Source organism: Allobosea sp., from assembly GCF_030694325.1.
GTDB lineage: Bacteria > Pseudomonadota > Alphaproteobacteria > Rhizobiales > Beijerinckiaceae > Allobosea.
In genome coordinates this window covers 1-21,777 of sequence record NZ_JAUXYO010000268.1, presented here as the reverse complement: position 1 = coordinate 21,777, position 21,777 = coordinate 1, and the positions used below count along the sequence as shown (strand labels likewise).

The window sequence follows — 21,777 nt, the reverse complement described above, 5'->3', positions numbered from 1 at the left end:
ACCTTTGTCGGAAGAAGCGGCTCGATCACCGACCACTCGAAATCCGTCAGATCAAAGCGAGCCATCTCAACCTCCAAGGTTGAGATCAATGAATCAGAACACCACGCCGCAGGGAATCCCGTTTACGGGTATGTGACCTAGGCCATGCATGTCGCGGCCGAGGATCTTGTACTTGGTCTCGATGCCGGCGCCGAAGCTGCGCTCGTCGGTGCTGATCCCGGCCAGCGACGATTTGGAATAGCCGCCGAGCAGATAGGGCCCGACCTCGAGGCAGGGCAGCAGGCCATAGGAGCCCTGCAGCATCAGCCCGTGGCTGTTGGAGGAGCCGGTGCGGGTGCCATAGGCGCCGCCATAGGTCAGGCTCGGGCCGAAGGAGCCCTGATCGGCGACGTCGGAGCCGGTGGTGAAGCCGAAGGCGTCGGTCGGGATGCCCTCGCTCTCGCTGCAGGCCGGCGCCAGGGGCGGCGCGACGGGCGCACCCTTGCGAGAAGGCAGATCGGCGGCGGCGGCGAGAGTGGCGGCGCTGGACAACAGCAGGGCAGCGGCGAGCGGCTTCATCGACATGGGCTCGGTTCCAGGGGGACGCCGGTCATCCACCTTGATCCATTTCGCGGTGTGTCCTCGTCCTGCCGCCAGCATGCTCCGAGGACGCCCGCTCGGCGAGAGGGATGGGGCGCGATAGAATGTAATATTATAACAATTTTGCTGCTGTGCAACATCATCCCGGCGGAGTCAGGGTGTGGATGCGCGCCAGGCCGAGCGGGGCGATGTCGGCGAGTTCGGCGAGAGGCTTCCAGGCCGCGGCATGAACCTCCTCGGTCTGGGCGACGAGCGGTGCCGCCGGATCGGCGAGGAAGAGATATTGCAGGTCATGATGGACATGGGCCGGTTCGCCACGGGCGGGCTTGCCGGGGACATCGTGGCTGTCGATGACAAAGGGCAGATCCGTGCCCTGATGCCAGGGATGCAGCCACAAACCCTGCACGCCGGTTTCTTCCAGCGCCTCGCGCGCGGCTGAGGCATGGAAGCTCTCCGCCTCCTCCCAATGCCCACCGGGCTGGAGCCAGCGCCCGATCACGACATGGTCGATCAGCAGGATGCGGGCATGGTCGGGCGAGAGAACATAGGCGCTGGTCGTGACATGGCCGGGGAAGCAGGCGCGCGAGTCGAGCGCATGGTGCTCCGCCATCTGCCAGCGCAGCAGCGAGAGATGTTCGCGCGGGCCCGCGACCTCTGCGCGATAGCGCGCGACGGCTTCGGCGAGGCGGGCGGGGAAGGCGGGCTGGCTCATCTGCGGATCACCCTGTTCGTCTCTTTCGCCTTGTAGCGGCCTGCGACAGACTTGCACGCGACCTCAAGTTGTGGCTTTGAGCCCGCGCCCTCTCACGGGCCCTGCGAGAATGCCGTGACGGACCACCTCGTCTGCCCCTATTGCGACGCCGAACTCAACCCCGGCGCGATCTCCTGCCGCTGCTGCGGGCGCGACCTGACGCCGGTGCTGCCGCTGCTGCGCCGGCTCGACGCCGCCGAGCGCCGGATCGCCGGGCTGGAGGAGGCGCGCGCCTCGCTCGAACAATCGCTCGGCGAACTCCGCCGCTTCCGCGCCGAAGCCGTGCCTGCGCCCGCCGCGCCGGGCGAGGCGAGTGTCGCGGCGACCGACGAGGTCGCGCTGGCCGATGCCGCCGATGCGGCGGCCGCCGCGCTGGCGCCGCCACCGCGGCGCCATCTTCTCGCGCTGCTGCTCGGGTTCCTCGTCCTGCTCGGCGCCTATGCCAGCGTGGTGCTCTGGCTCGACCTGCCGCTGTGGGTGCTGCGCACCGCCTCGATCGTCGTGCCTTTCGTCACGGGCGCGCTCTATCTCGGCGTGCGGCCCCGGCTGGCGAAGCGCGATATCTCGGTCGCGCTGGGCTTCGCGCTTTTTTCCGTCGCGACAATGAACGCGTGGCTGGGTTGGAGCGACAACATCCCCGTGCTGCCACAAGGAGTCGCCGCCTGGCGCGAAACCATGTTCTATGCGCTGAGCATCGGCGCCTCGTTCTTCGCCGGCATGCTGCTGCGCGTGTCCCAGGCCGCTCTCAGCGCCAAGGGCCTCGCCTCGCTGCCGGGACTGCGCCAGGGCCTGTCCTCCGTTCACGGAAAACTGCCGCTCGAAACGCTGAAGACGATCGAAACCGCCATCCTCATGGCCAGCACTGCCCTGTCCGTCGCCGCCGGCCTGATCGCCGGCATCCTGGGATTGAAGTGACCGCGATGATCCAGCCGACCGCCTGCCGCCTCTTGCCCACTCTTCTCGTCTGCGCCCTCCTGCTTCCGTCGGCGCCGCTGCGCGCGGCCGAGCCCGTGCAACTCATCACCCGCGAGGAGGCCGGTCCGCCGGCGCCTGACGCCACGGGGGTGCCGACGCGCAACCTGACGCGCGGCCCCGGCATCGACACGCTGGGAACGCATGGCAGCGGCGTCGCCGGCAAGCCGCTGCGGCTGGCGGTGAAGTTCCTGCCGAGCAACGGCGTGCCGGTCGATCCCGAGAAGGTCCAGGTGATCTACCGGCGTCAGCCGGCGCTCGACGTCACCGCCCGCGTCAAGGCCTTCATCACGCCCCAGGGCATCGAGGCGCCCGCCGTGCTGGTGCCGCCCGGCAAGCACGTCATCGAGATCCAGGCCGTCGACAAGGAAGGCCGCATCGGCCGCGCCCAGATGACGCTGACGGTGGCCCCGGCGCCGTAGGGGGCGCGTCATGCTCGGGCTCGACCCGAGCATCTCAGGACGAGTAAGCGCCGGAACCGCGCCGCGAACCCCTCCCCCTTGTGGGGAGGGGAAGGGGTGGGGGGCGTGCCGCTGGGTGAGCGATGGCCGGACTGGCATCGACGGTCCAGCCAACTTGCCCACGCCGCGCCCGGCTTTCCGCCCCCCACCCCTGCCCCTCCCCACGAGGGGGAGGGGTTCCCCGCGCTTCACCTGGAACACGCACGGCCAATCTCCGCCCGCCTTCCGGCGTCGGTCGATGACGAGGGGCAGCGGAGCGCCGCGAGGCGCGTGGGTAGAATTCCGCATCCGTTGAGCCAGGACGCGGCGCGGATGGATTGAGCCACCATCCGCACGCCCCGTGGCGCTCCGCTTGTCAGCGATTTTGGGCTCTGGGCCGCGCTTATCGGGTCGAAGGCCAGCCTCCGCCGCGAGCCCTAGACGCCAGTTCCCCTCATCGGGTTGTCGCGCCGTCCGGCATGGGACGAAGGCGTGAGCCTTAAGACCTTTCCAGCGAGCTCCTCGCACAGGGGCCGTAGTACCCCCAGGGCGGTGCCCCGAAGCCTCCCGAGTGCGGGGTGCAAACCCGCCCGCAGGCGCCGCGCCCATCCCCACCAACGGCTTGCCTTCCGGATGGCTGCCCCTCGGGGATGAGGTGGAGGGAGGATAGGGCGAGGCGGAAGGGGCGGGGATTACTGTTTCGCATCCTCTCCCGTCATGGTCGGGCTTGTCCCGACTATCCACGTCTTCACACGGGAACGATTGGCGCTGCCCTTTCACAGAGCGGCTCGCCCGCCAGCAGCGTCGCAAGACGTGGATGGTCGCCACAAGGGCGACCATGACGGCGGATTGTTCGGCGCTTCACGTATCAGCAGCGGTGAGGTCTGCGCCCCGCTGGTCCGGGGGCCGACACCTCTCGCCTGCCCCTCTCCTTCCAGGAGAGGGGTTCCCCGCGCCTTTCGCCGCCCGGCGGCGCCACTCATGAGCATCTTGGCATCCTCAGCCCCTCATAGCTTCCCATAAGCCGGCAGAGTCAGGAAATCCTCGAACTGCGGTGCGAGGGAGAGTTCCGAGAACAGCGCGATCGCCTCGGGGAAGCGGCCCTTGTCGTAGGCCTCGGCGCCGAGTTCGGTCTTTACGCGGGCCATCTCCTCGGTGAGGCAGCGTCTGAACAGCTCGGGGGTGACCTTGGTGCCGCCTTCGAGTTCGACGCCGTAGCTGACGAACTGCCAGATCTGGGCGCGGCTGATCTCGGCCGTCGCGGCGTCTTCCATCATGTTGTAGATCGGCACCGCGCCGCGGCCGCGCAGCCAGGCTTCGAGATACTGCACGCCGACGCGGATGTTCTCGCGGAAGCCCTCTTCGGTGCGCGTGCCCTGATGGACTTCGAGCAGGTCCTTGGCGGTGACCTGCACATCGTCGCGCTTCTTGTCGAGCTGGTTGGCCTGCGGCATCAGCCGGTCGAAGACCTCCATGGCGACGGGGACGAGGTCGGGGTGGGCGACCCAGGTGCCGTCATGGCCATTGCCGGCCTCGCGCTCCTTGTCGGCCTTGACCTTGGCGAAGGCGGCGGCGTTGGCCTCGGGGTTGTTCTTGACCGGGATCTGCGCCGCCATGCCGCCCATGGCGAAGGCGCCGCGGCGGTGGCAGGTCTTGATCAGGAGCAGCGAATAGGCGTTCAGGAAGGCCTTGGTCATCACGACCTGCGAGCGGTCGGGCAGGACATAGGCCGGGTTGCGGGCGAGCTTCTTGATGAAGGAGAAGATGTAGTCCCAGCGGCCGCAATTCAGGCCGGCCATGTGGTCGCGCAGCTCGTAGAGGATCTCGTCCATCTCGAAGGCGGCCGGCAGGGTCTCGATCAGAACGGTGGCCTTGATCGTGCCGGTCTTCAGGCCGAGCGCGCCTTGCGCCGCGACGAAGACGTCGTTCCAGAGCCGGGCCTCGAGATGGCTCTCGAGCTTGGGCAGATAGAAATAGGGGCCGGAGCCCGCGGCCAGCGCGGCCTTGGCGTTGTGGAAGAGATAGAGCCCGAAATCGACCAGCGAGCCCGAGGCCGTCTCGCCATCGATCTCGATATGGGCTTCGGGGAGGTGCCAGCCGCGCGGGCGGATGATCAGTACGGCCGGCTTGGCCGAAAGCTTGTAGGCCTTGCCGGTCTTGGGGTCGGTGAAATCGATCGCGTTGGCCCAGCGATCCTTCAGGTTGATCTGGCCCTCGACCATGTTGGCCCAGACCGGCGAGGAGGCGTCCTCGAAATCGGCCATGAAGACTTTTGCGCCGCAGTTCAGCGCATTGACGATCATCTTGCGGTCGACCGGGCCTGTGATCTCGACGCGGCGGTCGAGCAGGTCGGCGGGGATGGCTGCGACCGTCCAGTCGCCCTCGCGGATATGGCGGGTTTCCTCCAGGAAATCCGGCGTCTCGCCGGCGTCGAAGCGTTTCTGCCGCTCCGCGCGCAGCGCCAGCAGGCGCAGCCGCGTCTCGTTGAAGCGGCGGTGCAGCTCGGCGACGAAGGCGAGCGCGTCATGGCTCAGCACTTCGTCATAGCGCGCGGCGAGCGCGCCCTTGACGACGACGCCCTTGGGCAAGGTGAGGGAAGCTTCGGTCATCGCATGCACTCCGGGAGACGATCTGGCTGGTTCCTTATCGCCCGCGGCGATCTTTCGCGAAACGGCGAAAAATGATGAGCAGTTTTTCCAATATCGAACAGGTGGCAGGATTCGTTAACGCTGGGGAAAGCGCCACGGCCGGCGCCTGTGCAAAAGCCGACCATGCCGACAATTCGAGCGATCGGATTCAGCCCGCGGCAATGGGCAGCACGTGTCCTGAACGGCGATTATCGGGGGATAGTCCATGAAAGTCGGGTCCATGATGCGGCGACTGAGACGTCTGTGCTCCGAAGAGCGCGGCAATGTGATGGTGATGTTCAGCTTCGCCATGGTGCCGGTGATCGGCCTGACCGGCGCAACCATCGATTACTCCCGGGCCTCGGAAGCCCGCCAGATGCTGAACGCGGCGGTCGACTCCGCCGCGCTGATGGCGGCCCGCGATGCGACCAAGCTCGGCGACGGCGAGTTGCGCGACCGGACCAACAAATGGATCGCCTCCAACCTCAGCGGCGGTGCCGCGAAGAGCTTCACCAGCGCGACGATCGGCATCGACCGAACCGCCAGAACGATCTCAATCGCGGCCAATCTGTCGATCGACACCAGCCTGGCGCGGTTGATCGGGCATGATCGCGTTCAGGTCTCCAGCTCCTCGCAATCGACCTGGGGCACGAACACGATCGAGCTGGCGCTGGCGCTCGACAACACCGGCTCGATGTCGTCCTCCGGCAAGATGGACGCGCTGAAGGCCGCCTCGCTCGACCTGATCAAGATCATGAAGGACGCGACGCTGACGACCGACCAGATCCGCATCTCGGTCGTGCCCTTCGCCACCCAGATCAAGGTCTCGACCACGCTGAAGGACGAGCCCTGGCTGCGCTACGACCAGAGCAAGACGACCTGCACGACGAGCAAGGGCAAGCAGACCTGCAACACGGTCACCATCACCAAATCGAGCTGGGCCGGCTGCATCAGCGACCGCGACCAGCCCAACGACGTCAAGGACAACGAGTCGGTCTCGGCCTATGCCACGCTCTACCCGGCGGACTTCTGCGCGCAGTCGACATTGGCGCCGATCACGCCGCTGACCTCGGACTGGACGGCGCTGACCAACGCGATCAACGCCATGACCCCGGTCGGCAACACCAACGTCACCATCGGTGCGAACTGGGGCATGGCGACGCTGACGCCGGGCGCTCCCTTCGCTGGGGCGAAGCCGTTCACCACGCCGCGGCTGCAGAAATACATGATTCTGCTGACCGACGGCGAGAACACCCAGAACCGCTTCACGACCAATGGCAGCGCGATCGACGACCGCACCAGGCTCGCCTGCCAGAGCGCCAAGGATGCCGGTATCCGCGTGTACACGGTGCGCGTGATCAATGGCGACCGCACGCTGCTGCAGAACTGCGCCAGCACGCCGAGCATGTATTACGAGGTCAGCAGCGCCTCGCAGCTGACGCCGGTATTCCAGCAGATCGCGCGCGAGATCAGCCAGATCCGCCTGACGCAGTGAGCGTGGCGAAGCGCGCCAGGAAGCGGTCCTGCGCGGCTTGCGTGTCGAGCGGCTGGAGCAGGGCCGTGACCGCCCGCGGCAGCGCCTGCGGCCGGCCGAAATAGCGCAGCGCCTCCTCGCGGGAGAAGCCGGCGAGTTCGGTCGCCTCCAGGAAGGCGGCGATGGTGTCGGCCTCCTTGGTCTTGCGCTTGAGCAGGGCGGGCGGAGTGGCGGGCAGGCCGAAGCGCAGATGGATGGCGCCGAGGAGCCGCGTCTCCACCGCCTTGTAGGCGTCGCCCATCACGACCTTGAAGGGCGAGATCATGTCGCCGATGACGTATTCGGGCGCGTCGTGGAGCAGCGCCATCAGCCGCCAGGCTTGCGACCAATCGGGGTTGAGATGGTCGGCGATGGCCTCGACCAGCAGGCTGTGCTGCGCCACCGAGAAGGAATGTGGCCCTTGCGTCTGGCCGTTCCAGCGCGCGACGCGGGCGAGCCCATGGGCGATGTCCTCGATCTCGACATCGAGGGGCGAGGGGTCGAGCAGGTCGAGCCGGCGGCCCGACAGCATGCGCTGCCAGGCGCGCGGCGGGGCGGGAGCGCGCGCCATGCTCAGGCGGCTTCCGGCATGCGCCGGCTTCCACCAGCCCTCATCCTGAGGAGCCGCGCAGCGGCGTCTCGAAGGATGGTCCAGCAGGCTCTGTAACCCCCTGGAGCATCCTTCGAGACGCGCTCGTGCCGAGCGCTCCTCAGGATGAGGGCTGTAGGAGAAAGGCTCATCGTCATGCCGCCCCCACGTCGCGCGCCAGCGCCGCGCATTCCTGCCGGCGGAAGCAGCCGGTGAGGTGGTCGTTGACCAGCCCGCAGGCTTCCATGAAGGCGTAGACGATGGTCGGGCCGCAGAAGGTGAAGCCGGCCTTCTTGAGATCCTTCGCCATCGCCTCGGAGATCGCCGTCTGCGTCGGCACCTCGCCTTGCGTGCGGAAGCTGTTCTGCAGCACGCGGCCGTCCTGATGCTTCCAGAGGAAATCGGCGAAGGGCTCGCGCTCGCTGATGGCGAGATAGGCGCGCGCGCTCTTGATCGTGCCCTCGATCTTGCCGCGATGGCGGATGATGCCGGGGTCGGCGAGCAGGCGCTGGACGTCGGCCTCGCCGAAGCGCGCGACGGCCTCCGGCTCGAAACCGGCGAAGCCGGCGCGGAAGGCGTCGCGCTTCCGGAGGATCGTGATCCAGGACAGCCCGGCCTGGAAGCCGTCGAGGATCAGCTTCTCCCAGAGCGCGCGGGAATCATATTCCGGCACGCCCCATTCGGTGTCGTGATAGGCGAGATAGAGCGGGTCGCTGCCCGGCCAGCGGCAGCGGAATTTGCCGTCGGGCCCGGCGATGGCGATGCGCTCTTCGCCCGCAATGGTCACGTCGCTCATGCGGCGGCTCCGAAGCCCGCCTCGCCGGGGAAGGGGAAGCGGATGAAATCCGGCTTCGCCAGCGTGAAGGCCATGCCGCCGCCGAGCAGGGGCTCGCCCGCCGCCTGCGCATCGGCGACGCGGTCGAGCCGCAGCAGAGCGAGGGCGCGGCCGTTGGCGCCGGAGCCGATCCTGCCCAGCGGCTTGCCGCCGGCCACGGCTTCCGCGCCCGTCTCGGCGGCGATGCCGCCTTCGAAGACGACCGGCACGACGCGGGTGCGGGCCGTGCCGCGGTGCTGCATGCGGGAGACGACCTCCTGGCCGATATAGCAGCCCTTCTTAAAGGATACGCCGCCGGTCTGGTCGAGCAGCGCCTCGTGGGGGAAGGCGTCGCCATAGGCGAAGTCGCGGCCGCCCTCGGGGATTCCGAGCGCGATGCGGCGCGCGTGCCATTCATCGGCGCGGGCGGTGGCGATCTCGGCGGCGCCGCCGCGGTCGATCAGGGCGCGCTGGCCCAGCGCCGGCAGGCGCGGATCGGCATATACCAGGCCTGCATCCTCCGGCAGGGGCGAACCGTCGCTCGAGGCGATCACGGCGGTGGCCTCCGTCAGATCGTCGAGCGTCACCTTGGCGCGCAGCTTGTAGAGCTTGAGGCGTTTCATCAGGTCGGCGGTCTGGAGCAAGGGCGTGTCGAGCAGGAAGCCGCCGCCCTCGTCTTCCGGGACTGCGACGACGAGAAAATCGCAGATGATCTTGCCCTGCGGTGTCAGCAGCGCGCCATAGCCGGCCTGTTCCGGCGTCACCGCGTCCAGGTCGTTGGTGACGAGGTTCTGCAGAAAGGGTCGGGCGTCCTCGCCGGCGACGCGGATGACGCCGCGGTCGATCAGATGGGTGGCGGGCATGCGTGGTCTCCGGGCGGCGCTTCGATTCCCTCGAGCCCTCATCCTGAGGAGCCGCGCAGCGGCGTCTCGAAGGATGATCCAGAGCGCGCTGGAGCATCCTTCGAGACAAAGCCTGCGGCTTCTCCTCAGGATGAGGGCTATGGTTTTCAAGCAGCCTTCGACCCGATAGGTAGGCTGCTTCAGCCGCCTGCTCAACCACCGGAGACCCGCCATGTCGCAGACCTATGACGTGATCCTCAAGGGCGGCACGGTGGTGAACCATGACGGGCGCGTGCAGCGCGACCTCGGCATCACCGGGGGTAAGATCATGGCGTTGGGCGATCTCTCGCGCGCCTCGGCCGGGGAGGTCGTCGACTGCACGGGGCTGCATATCCTGCCCGGCGTGATCGACTCCCAGGTGCATTTCCGCGAGCCCGGGCTCGACCACAAGGAGGATCTGGAGACCGGCTCGCGCGCGGCGGTGCTGGGTGGCGTCACCTGCGTGTTCGAGATGCCTAACACCAATCCGCTGACCACGAGCGAAGCGGCGCTGGCCGACAAGATCGCGCGCGGGCGGCACCGCATGCATTGCGACTTCGCCTTCTGGGTCGGCGGCACGCATGAGAACGTGAAGGACATTCCCGAGCTGGAGCGATTGCCGGGTGCGGCCGGCATCAAGGTCTTCATGGGCTCGTCCACCGGCAACCTGCTGGTCGAGGACGATGAAGGCGTCGCCGCCATCCTGCGCCAGACGCGCCGGCGCGCCGCCTTTCATTCCGAGGATGAGGGCATGCTGCGCGAGCGGATGGGCTTGCGCGTCACCGGCGACCCGGCGAGCCACCCGGTCTGGCGCTCGCCCGAGGTGGCGCTGACCTGCACGCAGCGGCTGGTGCGGATCGCGCATGAGACGGGGGCAAGGGTGCATGTCCTGCACATCTCGACCGGCGACGAGATGCTGTTCCTGAAGGACCACAAGGATGTCGCGACGGTCGAGGTGCTGCCCAACCACCTGACCCTGGTCGCGCCCGATTGCTACGAGCGGCTGGGCACCTATGCCCAGATGAACCCGCCCATCCGCGACGACAGCCACCGCCAGCGCATCTGGTGGGGTGTCGAGCAGGGTATCGTCGACGTGCTCGGCTCCGACCATGCGCCGCATACGCATGAGGAGAAGCACCACGCCTATCCCGCCAGCCATTCCGGCATGCCGGGCGTGCAGACGCTGGTGCCGATCATGCTCGACCATGTGAATGCCGGCAGGCTCACGCTGGAGCGCTTCGTCGATCTCTCCAGCCATGGGCCGCAGCGCATCTTCGGGATGGAGGGCAAGGGGCGCATCGCGGCGGGCTACGACGCCGACCTGACCATCGTGGATCTGAAGCGCCGCGAGACGATCACCAACGCATGGGGCGCCTCGAAATGCGGCTGGACGCCCTATGACGGCGTCACCGTCACCGGCTGGCCGGTCGGCACCTTCGTGCGCGGCCGGAAGGTGATGTGGGAAGCCGAGATCGTGACGCCCTCGCAGGGCGAGCCGGCGCGGTTCCTGGAGGCGCTGCCACGGGGGTAGCGACCGAGCGTCCCTATTGCGGGTCGTCCCGGACAAGCCGCCTTCGGCGGCGCCGATCCGGGACCCATTCCGGAGCCTTTCCGATTGAGGTTCCGGAATGGGTCCCGGGTCTCCCTTTGGTCGCCCGGGACGACCCGCGCTTGAAAAGGGAACGCCGACTTGCGGGTGGGGCGCTCAAGATTGTCGAGAACCCGAGTCTAATGGGACGGGCGTCGCGATATCCGTCATTGGGAGCGCAGCGAAGCAATCCAGTCTCGTAGAGCTCTATGCCTGCTGGATTGCTTCGCTGCGCTCCCAATGACGGTTGAGGGGCGTCAGCCCAGCATCGCCGTCTCGACTATGCGCCAGTCGGCTATGGGCACGTCCTGGCCGGATGTCACCACGCAGAGGCGGTCGAAGCGGATCGGGCGGCCGGTGAGCGTGGTCGAGACCTGCGCGGCGGCCTCGGCTTTCGGGCCGGCGGCGACCGGTCCGTAGAGCAGCGAGACATGCGGCAGGAAGGGCTCGCGCGCCTGCGGGTCGAGCCGCTGCTTGAGCGCCGCCAGCGGGGCCGACACGGCGAAGCGCGCATAGAAGGAGCGGAAGAAGGTCTCGCTCGTCTCGATCCCCAGCACAGTCTCCGAGAAAGCCGCGACCTCGGCGGCGGCCGCTGCGATCTCGGCTGAGAGCTGCGTCACCGGCCTGTCGGTATCGCCTGCGATGGTCAGATGCGGCGTGAAGAGCGGCGTGTCGAAGCGGGCAGAGAGATCGGCGAGGACACCTGCGAACAGGGCGCCGTCTTCGGCCGAGGGCATCAGCCAGAGGGAGTGGATCGCAGCCGTCATCAGAGCTTCATAAACCTATTGCACACGGTCCGACACAGACGTTATGTTTGCTCCAAGCGTATCGGAAATGGAAGATCCATTCCATTCCAGCCGAGCAAAATGCGCGTTCTAGGGAGATGGCATCGTGCCAACCGACATGCCCAACGGGCTGCGCAGCGGCGCGTCGATCGCCGTGCGCGACCTGAAGGTCGCCTATGGCGGCACCCGCGTGCTGCATGGCGTCAGCCTCGATTTCGAACCGGGCAGCTTCACCGCGCTGCTGGGTTCGTCGGGTTGCGGCAAGACCACGCTGCTGCGGGCGCTGTCGGGCTTCGTGCCGGTCGAGTCCGGGGCGATCCTGGTCGGCGGGCTGGACGTCGCGCCGCTGCCGCCGGAGAAGCGCGGCATGGCGATGGTGTTCCAGTCCTATGCGCTGTGGCCGCATATGAGCGTGCTGCAGAACATGGGCTACGGGCTGAAGCTGCGTGGCGTGCCCAAGGCGCAGATCGCGGCGAAGGTCGGCGCGCTGCTCTCCATGCTCGGCCTCTCCGGCTATGAGGACCGCAAGGTCACCGCGCTCTCGGGCGGGCAGCGCCAGCGCGTCGCGCTCGGCCGGGCGCTCGCCATCGACCCCGGCATCCTCCTGCTCGACGAGCCGCTCTCCAATCTCGACGCCAAGATCCGCATGGTGATGCGCCACGAGATCCGCTCGATCCAGCAGCGGCTCGGGCTGACCGCCGTCCATGTCACGCATGACCGCGAGGAGGCCATGACCATGGCCGACCGGCTGGTGATCATGCAGGCGGGCCGCGTCGCGCAGGTCGGCACGCCGGAAGAGGTCTATGACCGCCCGGCCAGCGCCTTCGTCGCCAATTTCATGGGCGCCGAGAACGTGCTGCCGCTGCATGTCGCCCGCGCCGAGGGCGGCGCCTCCGTCACTGCCGGCACGGCGATGGCGCGCCTCGCGCCGGAGGCGGCCCAGGCGCTGCCGGCCGGCGATGCGGTCGCCTATTTCCGCGACGATGTCGCCAGGCTCGACGCGAGCGATGCGGCGGCGGGCGGGGATCTGCTGGTCCCCGGCACCATCGCCGCGCGCGCCTATCCGGGCGGGGTCTACCGCTACCGGATCGAGGCCGCGGGCCGCCAGATCACGGTCGACGACGCCGACCGCCACGAACTCGGAACCATGATCGGCCTGCGCATCCCGCTGCAGCGCCTGCACATCTTCCCGGCATCCGAGGCCGGGATCGCCGCCTGACGTCCCACAACAGGAGTCTCCCATGCGCATCCTCACGATAGCCTGCTCGCTCGCGGCACTGATGGCGGCATCCCCGCTCTCCGCCCAGACCCTGAACGTCGCCTCCGCCGGCGACCAGAACATGGTCGATTACGTCAAGGACTTCCTCGGGCCGATGTTCGAGAAGGCCAATCCCGGCGTGAAGGTCGTCTCGGTCGGAACCGGGGCGGGCGATTCCGGCTCGCAGAAGATCTTCGAGAAGCTCGACGCCCAGAAGGGCTCGGCGACGACCGATTTCGACGTCGTCGTGATCCACCAGAAGGCCGCGGGCCAGATGGTCAAGGACGGGCTGCTCGACAAATACACCGCCAATGTCCCGACCGCGAAGCTCGCCACCGGCGACGCCGCCAAGAACGCGCTCGGCACCGACGTCTCGGGCTATGTCATCCCGATGTTCCAGTCGCAGACGGCGCTCGCCTACAATGCCGACATGGTCAAGACGCCGCCCTCGACCTTCGCCGAACTGGCGGAGTGGGCGAAGAAGAACCCCAAGCAGTTCGGCTATAACGGCATCAAGGGCGGCATGTCGGGCGTCTCCTTCGTCGCCGGCTGGGTCTATGCCTTCGGCGGCGACGCCGAAAAGCTGATGAAGGGCCCCTATGACGCGGCCACCAAGACGACCTGGGACAAGGCCTTCGCCGATCTGAAGGAGTTCAACAAGAACGCGACGATCACGCCCGGCAATGCCGGCACGCTCGACATGCTCAACCGCGGCGAGATCGCGATCGGCCCGGTCTGGGTCGACATGTTCTATTCCTGGCAGGCCGACGGCAAGCTGCCGCCGAACATGAAGCTGAAGCTGATCTCGCCCGGCATGCCCGGCCAGCCGATGTATTACGCGGTGCCCGCCAAGGCCGGCCAGAAGAAGCTGGCCGAGGCCTTCATCGCGCTCGCCACCTCGCCGCAGGTCCAGGCCGACGGCATCGTCAAGAAGTTCAACTGGTATCCGGGCATCGACGCCGCCAACCTCGAGGGCAAGCTCGACAAGGCCGCCTGGGACAAGCTCTTCGTCGACGTCACCCCGGCCGACCTCGCCAAGAACGGCAAGGCCTTCCCGATCGCGCCCTACTTCAACGACATCCTCGAGGGCTACGAGAAGAAGGTCGCGAACTGAGACGACGAGTGCCGCGTTCGTGCTCTGAACCTCGACCGTCATCCCGGACGCAGCGAAGCGGAGCTCCGGGATCCATCGTAGGGCGTTGCGCTCTATGATGGATCCCGGGGCAAGCCCGGGATGACGGCGCGTTTTGAAGCAGCGGCGCGCCTCTCGATCACTCTTTATTGGCCCGGCCTTGGCCGGGCACCTCCCATCACCGAACGGCGCCTTGCCCATGCTCTCCCAACGCCATCTGGCGCTGCTGCTGATCACGCCCGGCCTCGTGCTGGTCGCGGCGCTGTTTCTGTACCCGCTCGGCTTCTCGCTGATCTCCGCCTTCAGCAAGGACGGGGCGTTCACGCTGGAGTGGTTCGCCAAGGCGTTCGAGCTCTACTCGACCGACATGGTCTTCACGGTGGTGATCGTGCTGACCTCCTGCGCGCTGACGGCTTTGGCGGCCATCGTGATCGCCGGCACGCTGACGCTCGGTGAAAACCGCTGGATCGTCGGCACGCTGAGGGCGCTCTATCGCTGGCCGCTGTTCATCCCCTTCATCGTCGCGGCGCAGTGCATGCGCACCTTCCTCGCCAAGAACGGGCTGATGAACAACAGCTTCGTTTCGCTGGGGCTGATGGAGCCGCTGCAGGCGGTGAGCTATCTCGACTGGCGCGGCATCATCGCGACCTTCGTCTGGAAGCAGACGCCTTTCGTCGCGCTCCTTCTGGCCGGGGCGCTCGCCTCGATCGATCGGGCGACGCTGGAGGCCGGCCGCAATCTCGGCGCCTCGCGGCTGCGGGTGCTGGTCGAACTCGCGCTGCCGCAGGTCATGCAAACGCTGCTGGTGGCGCTCGTGCTCTCCTTCGTGACGATGCTCTCGGTGCTGTCGGTGCCGCTGATGGTCTCGGGCTCGCAGCCGACCATGCTGACCGTCGACATGGCCTTCCGCATCAACGCCTATGGCGACTACGCCACGGCCAATGCGCTCGGCGTCATCACCTATCTGATCAGTGCCGGCGCCGCGATCCTGTATCTGCGCCGCGGCCTCTCGCAGGAGGCCCCGCGATGATCCGGCTCGCCGCTTCCGCCCGGATGGTGCTGGCCGCGAGCCTGCTCGCCGCCTTCGCCTTCGTCCTGATCGGGCCGATCCTGAATCTCGCGCTCTGGTCCGTGGCGGAGCGCTGGTACACGCCCTACAAACTGCCCGTGACCTATGGCACGCGCTATTGGGAGCAGGTCTTCCGGCCGACCGGCGACGCCATGGCCTCGCTCGGCACCAGCGTCTGGATCGCGGTGCTGACGGTCGCCTTCGCGCTCGCTCTGTCGATTCCCGCCGGCTACGCGCTAGCGCGCCTGAAGCTGCCGATGCGGGCGCTGTTCATGGTGATGTTCCTGCTGCCGCAGGCGTTTCCCTCGGTCGCGATCTACATCAACGTCGCCCGGATCTTCTACCAGCTCGGCATCAACGGCACGGTGCTGGCGGTGGTCCTGGTCCACACCGCGCATGGGCTGGTGTTCTCGGTCTGGATCGCGGCGGCGGCCTTTGCCGCGGTCGACAAGGATCTCGAACTGGCGGCGCGCAACATGGGCGCCTCTCCCTTGCGCGCCTTCTTCACCGTGACGCTGCCGTTGGCCGCGCCGGGCATCATCGCCAGCGGCATCTTCGTCTTCCTGGAATCGCTCGACGAGTTCACCGGCACCTTCTTCGTCGGCGTGCCCCAGGTCACGACGCTGCCGCTGCTGCTCTACAATGCGGCGATGGGCGGCAACTACCAGGTCGCCTCGATCACGGCGCTGATCCTGCTCGTACCCTCGGTGCTGTTCATGCTGTTCATCGAGCGCTTCCTGCGGGCCGACGTTCTCGCCAAGGTCGGGACTTAAGCCCTCAGGGGCTCCCTTGGGCTCCGTCCTCCGCGTCGGGTCGGCCGGGCCCGTCGCCCGCGCCGCGCTCGTGTGCGTCGTCATGTTCGCGCTTGCAGCGCGACGGCCAAGCCATCAAAATGCGGGCTGCATACACTCTGTATTCCGTCGAGGGCTCCGGCTCGTTGGCAGGCGGGATCCGACAGGAACAGTCCATGAGCTACGATCTCGTTATCGCCGGCGGCACGGTCGCCACCGCCTCCGACACCTTCTCCTGCGATATCGGCGTGCGCGACGGGACGATCGTGGCGATGGGTCACGATCTCGGCCCGGCGACGGAGACGATCGACGCCACCGGCCATCTCGTCCTGCCCGGCGGAATCGACAGCCATGTCCATATCGCCCAGCCGAGCGGCGATGGCATCGTCATGGCCGACGACTTCGCCTCCGGCACGCTCTCGGCGGCGTTCGGCGGCAACACCACGGTGATGCCGTTCTGCATGCAGGAGAAAGGCACGTCGCTGCGCGAGACGGTGAAGGATTATCACAAGCTGGCGGAGGGCCGCTGCTACACCGACGTCTCCTTCCACCTCGTCATTTCCGAGCCGACCGAGCAGGTGCTGGGGCAAGATCTGCCGGCGCTGATCGAGGACGGCTACACCTCCTTCAAGGTCTTCATGACCTATGACGGGCTCGCCCTGAACGACCGCGAGATGCTCGAGGTGATGTTGGTGGCGCGCGAGACCGGCGCGCTCGTCATGGTCCATGCCGAAAATTACGACGCGATCCGCTTCCTGACCGACCGGCTGGAGCGGGGCGGGCATATCGCGCCGAAGTTCCACGGCACCTCGCGGCCGATTCCCGTCGAGCGCGAGGCGACGCATCGGGCGATCTCGCTGGCCGAACTCGTCGATGTCCCTGTGATGATCGTCCATGTCTCGAACCGCGAGGCGATGGAGGAGATCGCCCGGGCCCGGTCGCGGGGCCTCAAGGTCTATGGCGAGACCTGCCCGCAATATCTCGTGCTGACCGAGAAGGACATGGACGGCCTCAACATGGAGGGCGCGAAATATGTCTGCTCGCCGCCGCCGCGCGACACCGCCAGCCAGCAGGCCTGCTGGGAGGGGCTGTCGAACGGCATCTTCAACGTGTTCTCGTCCGACCACTGCCCGTTCCGCTATGACGACCCGGCCGGCAAGCTGACGCCGAAGGGCAGGACCTCCTTCCGCTGGGTGCCCAACGGCATCCCGGGCGTCGAGACAAGACTGCCGATCCTGTTCTCGGAAGGGGTCGGCAAGGGGCGGATCACGCTGAACCAGTTCGTCGCGCTGTCTGCGACCAACCACGCCAAGACCTACGGGCTGACGAAGAAGGGTTCGATCGCGATCGGCATGGATGCCGACATCGCGATCTGGGACCCTCGGCGCGAGGTCACGATCAGCCAGTCCCTGCTGCATCACGGCAGCGACTACACGCCCTATGAGGGCATCCAGGTGACGGGCTGGCCGGTGACCACGATCCTGCGCGGGCAGGTGCTGGTGCGCGACGGCGACCTCGTCGGCCAGCCGGGTCAGGGTGGACATGTCGCGCGCGAGCGCTCGGCGCTGGCCGCCCCGGCGGGGCAATTGCCGACCTCTTTCGAGCCGGCCGGGGGGCATCGGTGACGGCGGGGGCCGGTTCCGGTCTTGATGGCCGGGCTCGCCTCGTTCACAAGCGGTCCTGCAACCTGAGCACGAAGACGACAGCATGACCCTGACCGAGCCGAGCGACGCTGCCGAGCAGACGGGCGGCTACAACCTCTCCAACCTCGCCTACAAGGCGGTGTCGGACATGGTGCGCGGCCGCCGCCTCAAGGGCGGAGAGGTCATCGTCGAGGCGAAGCTCGCCGATATTCTGGGGATCTCCCGCACGCCGCTGCGCGAGGCGCTGCAGCGGCTGGAGGGCGAGGGGCTGGTGGTGAAGGCCGCCAACCGCTCCTTCATGGTCCGCAATGTCGATCTCGGCGAATATCTGCAGAGCCTGAAGGTGCGCGAGCTGCTCGAGGGCGAGGCGGCGGCGCTGGCCGCGGGGCGGTTGTCGCAGGCCAAGCTCGCCATGGTCCATCGCGAGATCGACGAGCTGATGGCGGCGACGACCTACCACACCGACGCCCATTGGCGTTCTGACGACAATGTCCACGGCCTCTATATCGACGGCTGCGGCAATGCGGTGATGGGGCAGATGATCCGCTCGCTGCGGGTGACGACGCGGCTGTTCGAGATCGCCCGCCTCGCCGACCGCGTCGGGCAGGATGCGGTCGAGCACCTCGAGATCGTCGTCGCGCTCGAGGCCGAGGACCCCAAGCGCGCCCGCAAAGCGGCGCAGGCGCATATCCGGAGCCTGTCGCGCTTCTCGCTCGACAACATCTCCTGAGATCTTCGCGTCGGTCTGCGTCGCGGATCGTCATGGCGAGGGGGCGGAGCCGACGACGCCATCCAGGGGCCACCGAGCGGTCGCTCTGGATTGCTTCGCTGCGCTTGCAATGACGGAGGACGAGCTTTTCAGCCCCGCGAGCGGATCAGCGCCACGCCGCTGGCGACGACGATCGCCGCACCCAGCAGGGTCGCCAGCGTCGGCACCTCGCCGAAGGCGAGATAGCCGATCAGGCAGGCGGCGATGATCTGCGAATAGATCATCGGCGAGATCACCGCGGTGGGCGCGCGCCGGAAGGCCTCGATCAGCAGGAGATGGGCGAGCGTGCCGAAGGCGCCGCCCACTGCCAGCACGCCCCATTCCCAGGGCTCCATCCGCGACCACGACCAGGGCAGGGCGAGCGAGGTCAGCAGGAAGGCAAAGAAGCCAACCTGGAACAGCATCGCCAGCGGGTCCTCGTCGGCGGCGATGGCGCGGGTCAGGACGTGATATCCGGCGTTCGCCAGCGCCATGGCGAGGGGAAAGACGAGGAAGCCGCCAGCGCCCGGCGCCGTCGGCTGCAGCGCGACCATGACACCGCAAAAGCCGATCAGGATCAGCACCCAGCGCTGCAGCGAGGGGCGCTCCTTGAGGAAGATCATGGCGAGGATGGTCGCAAGCAGGGGGGCCGAGAAGGTGATGGCGTAGGTCTGCGCCAGCGGCATCGATTTCAGCGCCAGCACGATGAAGACGGTGGTGCCGACCAGCGCCGCGCCGCGGCAGAGCTGGATGACGGGATGGCGCGTCACCAGCATGCGGCGCGCGCCGAAGAGCGGCATGACGGCGACGAGATAGACAACCTGGAAGAGGTTGCGGCCCCAGGCCAGGAACAGCACGTCATGGCGTGCCGCCAGCGCCTTCAGGATCGAATCGAGGCTGACGAAGCAGAAGGTCGACACCACCATCAGCGCGGCGCCGATGAGGATGTCGCGCCGCGCGCGTGCGGCCGTCTCGACGCCGGAATCAGACAAGGGTGAGCAGCCGGCGTGGCGTCTCGATCAGGAATTGGTCGATCATGGCCTCGTCGAATCCCTTGCGACGCATCATCGGCACCACATTCTCGATCAGATGGCCATAGCCATGGCCGCCGTAACGCCTAAGCCGCGTCTTGGTGCAGATGTCCTGCGAGAGCGTGACCTGCGCGCCATGGCCGCGCGCGACGAGCCCGGCGATCCAGTTCAGACGCATGCCGTCATTGGGCAGGTCGATCGGTGCGAAGGGATAATGCGAGGATTCGATGCCGAAGAAATCCCATTCGGCGACGGCCCCCGTCTCGACCAGCGCCAGCGCCTGATCCAGCGTCGAGAAGGTGCGGTCGAGATGGCTGATGATCAGGCGCGTGACGTCGCCGCCGGCGGCTGCGACATGGGCGACGACCTGCAGCGGCGAGGCGGGGTCGCGGCCGGGGTGGACATTGATGCTGGCGCCGGTCTCGCGCTGGGCGATGGCGGCAGCCGTCAGTGCGCGCAGCTCGCCCGGGGTCGGCGGATCGCTGATGCCGATCTCGCCGATGATGCCGGCGGGGACATCGCTGCCCTGGAGGCCGTCGCGGACGCTGGCGATCATCAGCGCGGCGAGGTCGTGGGTCGAGCGCGTGGTCAGGGCCTCGCCGGCGAAGCTCTCGATATAGACGCCGCAGCCGGCGACGATCGCGACGCCGGTCGCCTGCGAGATCGCGCGCAGGCCCAGCGGATCGGGCTTGATGCCCTCGATGGTCAGTTCGACGATGGCGCGCCCGCCGCTCTCGCGGAAGAGCCGTACCTCTTCCGTCATCTCCGCCACGTCCGAGAGGATGTGGTTCCCGTAATGCCGGCACCAGTGATAGCGGATCTCGGCCGCGTTCCAGGGGGTGATCACGACTTCGGGCAAGCCCTGCGCGGCGAGCTCGGGCGGAGTCACGTCACAGAGCAGATGCTCGTGCATCAGCGTCGGGCCGAGATCTGCGGGTGCGATCGGGCCGCAAACGGTCTGGATCTCGCCGGGGGCGGCGGGGCGGTCAGGCGGCATATCGATTTAAGCCCGGGCGGTCTGCGAAAGGCTCATGTTCGTTCAAGCGCCTCGTCATCCCGGCCGCAGCCCTCGGGTCCGATCTTCGATCGGCCCAAGGATAAACGCCGCGGAGCGCCGGGATCCATCGTAGGGAACTGCGCTCTACGATGGATCCCGGAGCAGTGCCGCTGACGCGGCTTGTCCGGGATGACGGTCGCGTTTCCGAGCGGTCAGAAGTAGGGCGTGAAGCCGGTCGGGTTGAGCATCTTGATGCCGAACCACTTCTCCCAGAGCGCATCCGTCTTGCCGCGGCGGTGCATCTCGAAGATCGCGACGTTGAGCCAGTCCTTCAGGCCGGTCGCGTTCTTGGCGAGGCCGAAGCTGCAATAGTAGACGTCGACCGGCGTCTCGACGACCTTCCACTTCACGTCCTTGAAGCGGTTCATCTGCTCGCCGACGAAGTCGATCACGTCGATCATCGCGTCGCCGCGACCCTGTGCCAGCGCGCGCACCGCGTCGGGGTAGTTGTCCAGCAGCGTGACCTTGGCCTGCTTGAGATTGTCCTCGATGAACTTGACCGGCGTGGTGCCGCGGACCTGGATCAGGGTGACGCTCGGGCTGTCGAGTTCCTTCCAGTCCTTGTAGGGCTTGGCCTCGGTCGTCAACACGCCGAAAACCTCGGTGTGAACCGGCACGGTGAAGTCGATCACCTTGGCGCGCTCCGGATTGCGCGTCATCGCGCCCATGACGAGGTCGATCTTGCCCGAAGCGACGAAGGGGATGCGGTCGGGCGAGCCGGTCTGCACGATCTCCAGCTTTACGCCCAGCATCTTGGCGATCTCGGTGGCGAAATCGACGTCGAAGCCGACGATCTGGTTCTTCTCGTCGAACTTGGCCAGCGGCGGCAGCGTCGGGTTGACGCCGACCTTGAGCGTGCCGGATTTCAGGATTTCGTCGAGCGAGCGGGCGCTCGCGGTGGTGGGCAGGGCGGCGGTGGCGAGTCCGAGCAGCGCGGCGATGCCGAGCGCGAATTTGTTGAACATGGGTCCCCTCAGACAGTCAGGTTGAACGCCTCGGCTGCGGTCATGGCCGGCTCTTGACGGCCGCTCATGTTGCACCGATTGTCGACGGACTGTATACACTGCATCGCTCTTGTAAAGCGGCAGCGGACGGGGACCCGGGCGGACGGATGACGGCTCTGCGGATGAAGGACGCCCTCCGGCGGGGTGACGCCGTGACGTTTGCGGTCGAAGGTCGCAGCGTCATGGCCCATCGCGGCGAGACCCTGGCGGCGGCGCTGCTGGCGGCCGGTATCACGCGGCTGCGGCACAGCCCGCGCGAGGGCGCGCCGCGCGGTGCCTATTGCTTCATGGGCGTCTGCCAGGAATGCGTGGTGCAGGTCGACGGCGTGCTGCGCCAGTCCTGCCAGGTGCCGGTCGAGGACGGGCTCGTCGTCGAACTCAAGGGCTCGCTCTGAGATGACGCCAGCCGATCTCATCGTCGTGGGCGCCGGGCCGGCCGGCGCCGCAGCCGCGCTGGCCGCGAGCGAGGCCGGGCTGTCGGTGGTGCTGCTCGACGAGGCCACCG

22 protein-coding genes are annotated in these 21,777 nt (G+C 67.5%); 12 read left to right on the top strand and 10 right to left on the bottom strand.

The window, feature by feature from the left end; translation table 11 throughout:
* Nucleotides 1–93 precede the first annotated feature (93 nt).
* Both Q8M82_RS17395 and Q8M82_RS17390 read right to left on the bottom strand, forming a co-directional pair.
* Nucleotides 94–564 carry a hypothetical protein gene (locus tag Q8M82_RS17395; RefSeq protein WP_305692578.1) on the bottom strand — a complete coding sequence of 157 codons (471 nt, stop codon included), beginning with the start codon at nt 562–564 and terminating at the stop codon, nt 94–96.
* A 154-nt stretch (nt 565–718) separates the two neighbouring features.
* Nucleotides 719–1,291 carry an NUDIX hydrolase gene (locus tag Q8M82_RS17390; protein ID WP_305692577.1) on the bottom strand — a complete coding sequence of 191 codons (573 nt, stop codon included), beginning with the start codon at nt 1,289–1,291 and terminating at the stop codon, nt 719–721.
* A gap of 114 nt (nt 1,292–1,405) precedes the next feature.
* Here Q8M82_RS17390 and Q8M82_RS17385 point away from each other — a divergent pair, with 114 nt between their 5' ends.
* Together Q8M82_RS17385 and Q8M82_RS17380 are read left to right on the top strand one after the other, a co-directional pair.
* Nucleotides 1,406–2,245 carry a zinc ribbon domain-containing protein gene (locus Q8M82_RS17385; RefSeq protein WP_305692576.1) on the top strand — a complete coding sequence of 280 codons (840 nt, stop codon included), beginning with the start codon at nt 1,406–1,408 and terminating at the stop codon, nt 2,243–2,245.
* Between the two features lie 5 nt (nt 2,246–2,250).
* Nucleotides 2,251–2,724 carry a hypothetical protein gene (locus tag Q8M82_RS17380; protein ID WP_305692575.1) on the top strand — a complete coding sequence of 158 codons (474 nt, stop codon included), beginning with the start codon at nt 2,251–2,253 and terminating at the stop codon, nt 2,722–2,724.
* A 1,025-nt stretch (nt 2,725–3,749) separates the two neighbouring features.
* On the opposite strand, the gene aceB is transcribed toward Q8M82_RS17380, so the two are convergent.
* Nucleotides 3,750–5,351 carry a malate synthase A gene (gene aceB, locus Q8M82_RS17375; protein ID WP_305692574.1) on the bottom strand — a complete coding sequence of 534 codons (1,602 nt, stop codon included), beginning with the start codon at nt 5,349–5,351 and terminating at the stop codon, nt 3,750–3,752.
* Between the two features lie 244 nt (nt 5,352–5,595).
* Here aceB and Q8M82_RS17370 point away from each other — a divergent pair, with 244 nt between their 5' ends.
* Nucleotides 5,596–6,864, top strand: coding sequence for a TadE/TadG family type IV pilus assembly protein (locus Q8M82_RS17370; RefSeq protein WP_305692573.1), 1,269 nt, complete (start codon nt 5,596–5,598; stop codon nt 6,862–6,864).
* Here the strand turns inward: Q8M82_RS17370 and Q8M82_RS17365 are convergent.
* The 3 genes from Q8M82_RS17365 to ygfZ form a co-directional block, all read right to left on the bottom strand.
* Nucleotides 6,839–7,453, bottom strand: a complete 615-nt coding sequence (locus Q8M82_RS17365; protein ID WP_305692572.1) for an HD family hydrolase — start codon at nt 7,451–7,453, stop codon at nt 6,839–6,841. The two genes, Q8M82_RS17370 and Q8M82_RS17365, sit on opposite strands and share 26 nt — an antisense overlap.
* 172 nt (nt 7,454–7,625) lie before the next feature.
* A complete protein-coding gene (locus Q8M82_RS17360; protein WP_305692571.1) occupies nt 7,626–8,267 on the bottom strand; it encodes a DNA-3-methyladenine glycosylase I in 642 nt (213 codons plus the stop codon).
* The gene (ygfZ, locus tag Q8M82_RS17355) at nt 8,264–9,148 is read right to left on the bottom strand and encodes a CAF17-like 4Fe-4S cluster assembly/insertion protein YgfZ (RefSeq protein ID WP_305692570.1); all 885 of its coding nucleotides are present in this window, start codon (nt 9,146–9,148) and stop codon (nt 8,264–8,266) included. The genes Q8M82_RS17360 and ygfZ overlap by 4 nt, the downstream gene beginning before the upstream one ends.
* A gap of 211 nt (nt 9,149–9,359) precedes the next feature.
* Between ygfZ and Q8M82_RS17350 the strand changes: the two genes are divergently transcribed.
* Nucleotides 9,360–10,697: a dihydroorotase gene (locus Q8M82_RS17350; RefSeq protein ID WP_305692569.1), complete on the top strand. Its 1,338-nt coding sequence runs from the start codon at nt 9,360–9,362 to the stop codon at nt 10,695–10,697.
* Between the two features lie 314 nt (nt 10,698–11,011).
* On the opposite strand, the gene Q8M82_RS17345 is transcribed toward Q8M82_RS17350, so the two are convergent.
* Nucleotides 11,012–11,521, bottom strand: coding sequence for a 2'-5' RNA ligase family protein (locus Q8M82_RS17345; RefSeq protein ID WP_305692568.1), 510 nt, complete (start codon nt 11,519–11,521; stop codon nt 11,012–11,014).
* A 124-nt stretch (nt 11,522–11,645) separates the two neighbouring features.
* Between Q8M82_RS17345 and Q8M82_RS17340 the strand changes: the two genes are divergently transcribed.
* The 6 genes from Q8M82_RS17340 to Q8M82_RS17315 all read left to right on the top strand — a co-directional run bounded on the left by Q8M82_RS17340 (nt 11,646) and on the right by Q8M82_RS17315 (nt 18,162).
* Nucleotides 11,646–12,758 (top strand): ABC transporter ATP-binding protein, encoded by a 1,113-nt coding sequence (locus tag Q8M82_RS17340; RefSeq protein ID WP_305692567.1) that lies wholly within the window; start codon nt 11,646–11,648, stop codon nt 12,756–12,758.
* A gap of 22 nt (nt 12,759–12,780) precedes the next feature.
* A complete protein-coding gene (locus Q8M82_RS17335) occupies nt 12,781–13,911 on the top strand; it encodes an ABC transporter substrate-binding protein (protein WP_305692566.1) in 1,131 nt (376 codons plus the stop codon).
* 217 nt (nt 13,912–14,128) lie between these two features.
* The gene (locus Q8M82_RS17330) at nt 14,129–14,959 is read left to right on the top strand and encodes an ABC transporter permease (RefSeq protein WP_305692565.1); all 831 of its coding nucleotides are present in this window, start codon (nt 14,129–14,131) and stop codon (nt 14,957–14,959) included.
* The gene (locus Q8M82_RS17325) at nt 14,956–15,771 is read left to right on the top strand and encodes an ABC transporter permease (RefSeq protein WP_305692564.1); all 816 of its coding nucleotides are present in this window, start codon (nt 14,956–14,958) and stop codon (nt 15,769–15,771) included. The genes Q8M82_RS17330 and Q8M82_RS17325 overlap by 4 nt, the downstream gene beginning before the upstream one ends.
* Before the next feature lie 194 nt (nt 15,772–15,965).
* The gene (gene hydA / locus Q8M82_RS17320) at nt 15,966–17,414 is read left to right on the top strand and encodes a dihydropyrimidinase (RefSeq protein WP_305692563.1); all 1,449 of its coding nucleotides are present in this window, start codon (nt 15,966–15,968) and stop codon (nt 17,412–17,414) included.
* A gap of 82 nt (nt 17,415–17,496) precedes the next feature.
* The gene (locus Q8M82_RS17315) at nt 17,497–18,162 is read left to right on the top strand and encodes a GntR family transcriptional regulator (protein ID WP_305692562.1); all 666 of its coding nucleotides are present in this window, start codon (nt 17,497–17,499) and stop codon (nt 18,160–18,162) included.
* 128 nt (nt 18,163–18,290) lie between these two features.
* On the opposite strand, the gene Q8M82_RS17310 is transcribed toward Q8M82_RS17315, so the two are convergent.
* The 3 genes from Q8M82_RS17310 to Q8M82_RS17300 form a co-directional block, all read right to left on the bottom strand.
* Entirely contained in the window at nt 18,291–19,172 is an 882-nt protein-coding gene (locus Q8M82_RS17310; protein WP_305692561.1) for a DMT family transporter, read from the bottom strand.
* On the bottom strand, nt 19,165–20,208 hold the full coding sequence (locus Q8M82_RS17305; protein ID WP_305692560.1) for a phosphotriesterase family protein: 1,044 nt from the start codon (nt 20,206–20,208) through the stop codon (nt 19,165–19,167). Before Q8M82_RS17305 ends, Q8M82_RS17310 begins: the two co-directional genes overlap by 8 nt.
* A 212-nt stretch (nt 20,209–20,420) precedes the next feature.
* On the bottom strand, nt 20,421–21,233 hold the full coding sequence (locus Q8M82_RS17300; protein ID WP_305692559.1) for a transporter substrate-binding domain-containing protein: 813 nt from the start codon (nt 21,231–21,233) through the stop codon (nt 20,421–20,423).
* Between the two features lie 161 nt (nt 21,234–21,394).
* On the opposite strand from Q8M82_RS17300, the gene Q8M82_RS17295 reads away from it, so the two are divergent.
* Both Q8M82_RS17295 and Q8M82_RS23465 read left to right on the top strand, forming a co-directional pair.
* Nucleotides 21,395–21,667, top strand: a complete 273-nt coding sequence (locus Q8M82_RS17295) for a (2Fe-2S)-binding protein (RefSeq protein ID WP_305692558.1) — start codon at nt 21,395–21,397, stop codon at nt 21,665–21,667.
* Between the two features lies 1 nt (nt 21,668).
* Nucleotides 21,669–21,777 (top strand): FAD-dependent oxidoreductase (locus Q8M82_RS23465; RefSeq protein WP_371126397.1); only part of this gene is annotated, 109 nt, incomplete at its 3' end.

Bases quoted from the DNA above. Each gene is read 5' to 3' on its own strand.
- Q8M82_RS17360 (WP_305692571.1), bottom strand. From the start codon at position 8,267: ATGAGCGACGTGACCATTGCGGGCGAAGAGCGCATCGCCATCGCCGGG.
- Q8M82_RS17345 (WP_305692568.1), bottom strand. From the start codon at position 11,521: ATGACGGCTGCGATCCACTCCCTCTGGCTGATGCCCTCGGCCGAAGAC.
- Q8M82_RS17380 (WP_305692575.1), top strand. From the start codon at position 2,251: ATGATCCAGCCGACCGCCTGCCGCCTCTTGCCCACTCTTCTCGTCTGC.
- ygfZ (WP_305692570.1), bottom strand. From the start codon at position 9,148: ATGCCCGCCACCCATCTGATCGACCGCGGCGTCATCCGCGTCGCCGGC.
- Q8M82_RS17325 (WP_305692564.1), top strand. From the start codon at position 14,956: ATGATCCGGCTCGCCGCTTCCGCCCGGATGGTGCTGGCCGCGAGCCTG.
- Q8M82_RS17395 (WP_305692578.1), bottom strand. From the start codon at position 564: ATGTCGATGAAGCCGCTCGCCGCTGCCCTGCTGTTGTCCAGCGCCGCC.
- Q8M82_RS17350 (WP_305692569.1), top strand. From the start codon at position 9,360: ATGTCGCAGACCTATGACGTGATCCTCAAGGGCGGCACGGTGGTGAAC.
- Q8M82_RS17365 (WP_305692572.1), bottom strand. From the start codon at position 7,453: ATGGCGCGCGCTCCCGCCCCGCCGCGCGCCTGGCAGCGCATGCTGTCG.
- hydA (WP_305692563.1), top strand. From the start codon at position 15,966: ATGAGCTACGATCTCGTTATCGCCGGCGGCACGGTCGCCACCGCCTCC.
- Q8M82_RS17300 (WP_305692559.1), bottom strand. From the start codon at position 21,233: ATGTTCAACAAATTCGCGCTCGGCATCGCCGCGCTGCTCGGACTCGCC.
- Q8M82_RS17335 (WP_305692566.1), top strand. From the start codon at position 12,781: ATGCGCATCCTCACGATAGCCTGCTCGCTCGCGGCACTGATGGCGGCA.
- Q8M82_RS17305 (WP_305692560.1), bottom strand. From the start codon at position 20,208: ATGCCGCCTGACCGCCCCGCCGCCCCCGGCGAGATCCAGACCGTTTGC.
- aceB (WP_305692574.1), bottom strand. From the start codon at position 5,351: ATGACCGAAGCTTCCCTCACCTTGCCCAAGGGCGTCGTCGTCAAGGGC.
- Q8M82_RS17315 (WP_305692562.1), top strand. From the start codon at position 17,497: ATGACCCTGACCGAGCCGAGCGACGCTGCCGAGCAGACGGGCGGCTAC.
- Q8M82_RS17330 (WP_305692565.1), top strand. From the start codon at position 14,129: ATGCTCTCCCAACGCCATCTGGCGCTGCTGCTGATCACGCCCGGCCTC.
- Q8M82_RS17390 (WP_305692577.1), bottom strand. From the start codon at position 1,291: ATGAGCCAGCCCGCCTTCCCCGCCCGCCTCGCCGAAGCCGTCGCGCGC.
- Q8M82_RS17370 (WP_305692573.1), top strand. From the start codon at position 5,596: ATGAAAGTCGGGTCCATGATGCGGCGACTGAGACGTCTGTGCTCCGAA.
- Q8M82_RS17295 (WP_305692558.1), top strand. From the start codon at position 21,395: ATGAAGGACGCCCTCCGGCGGGGTGACGCCGTGACGTTTGCGGTCGAA.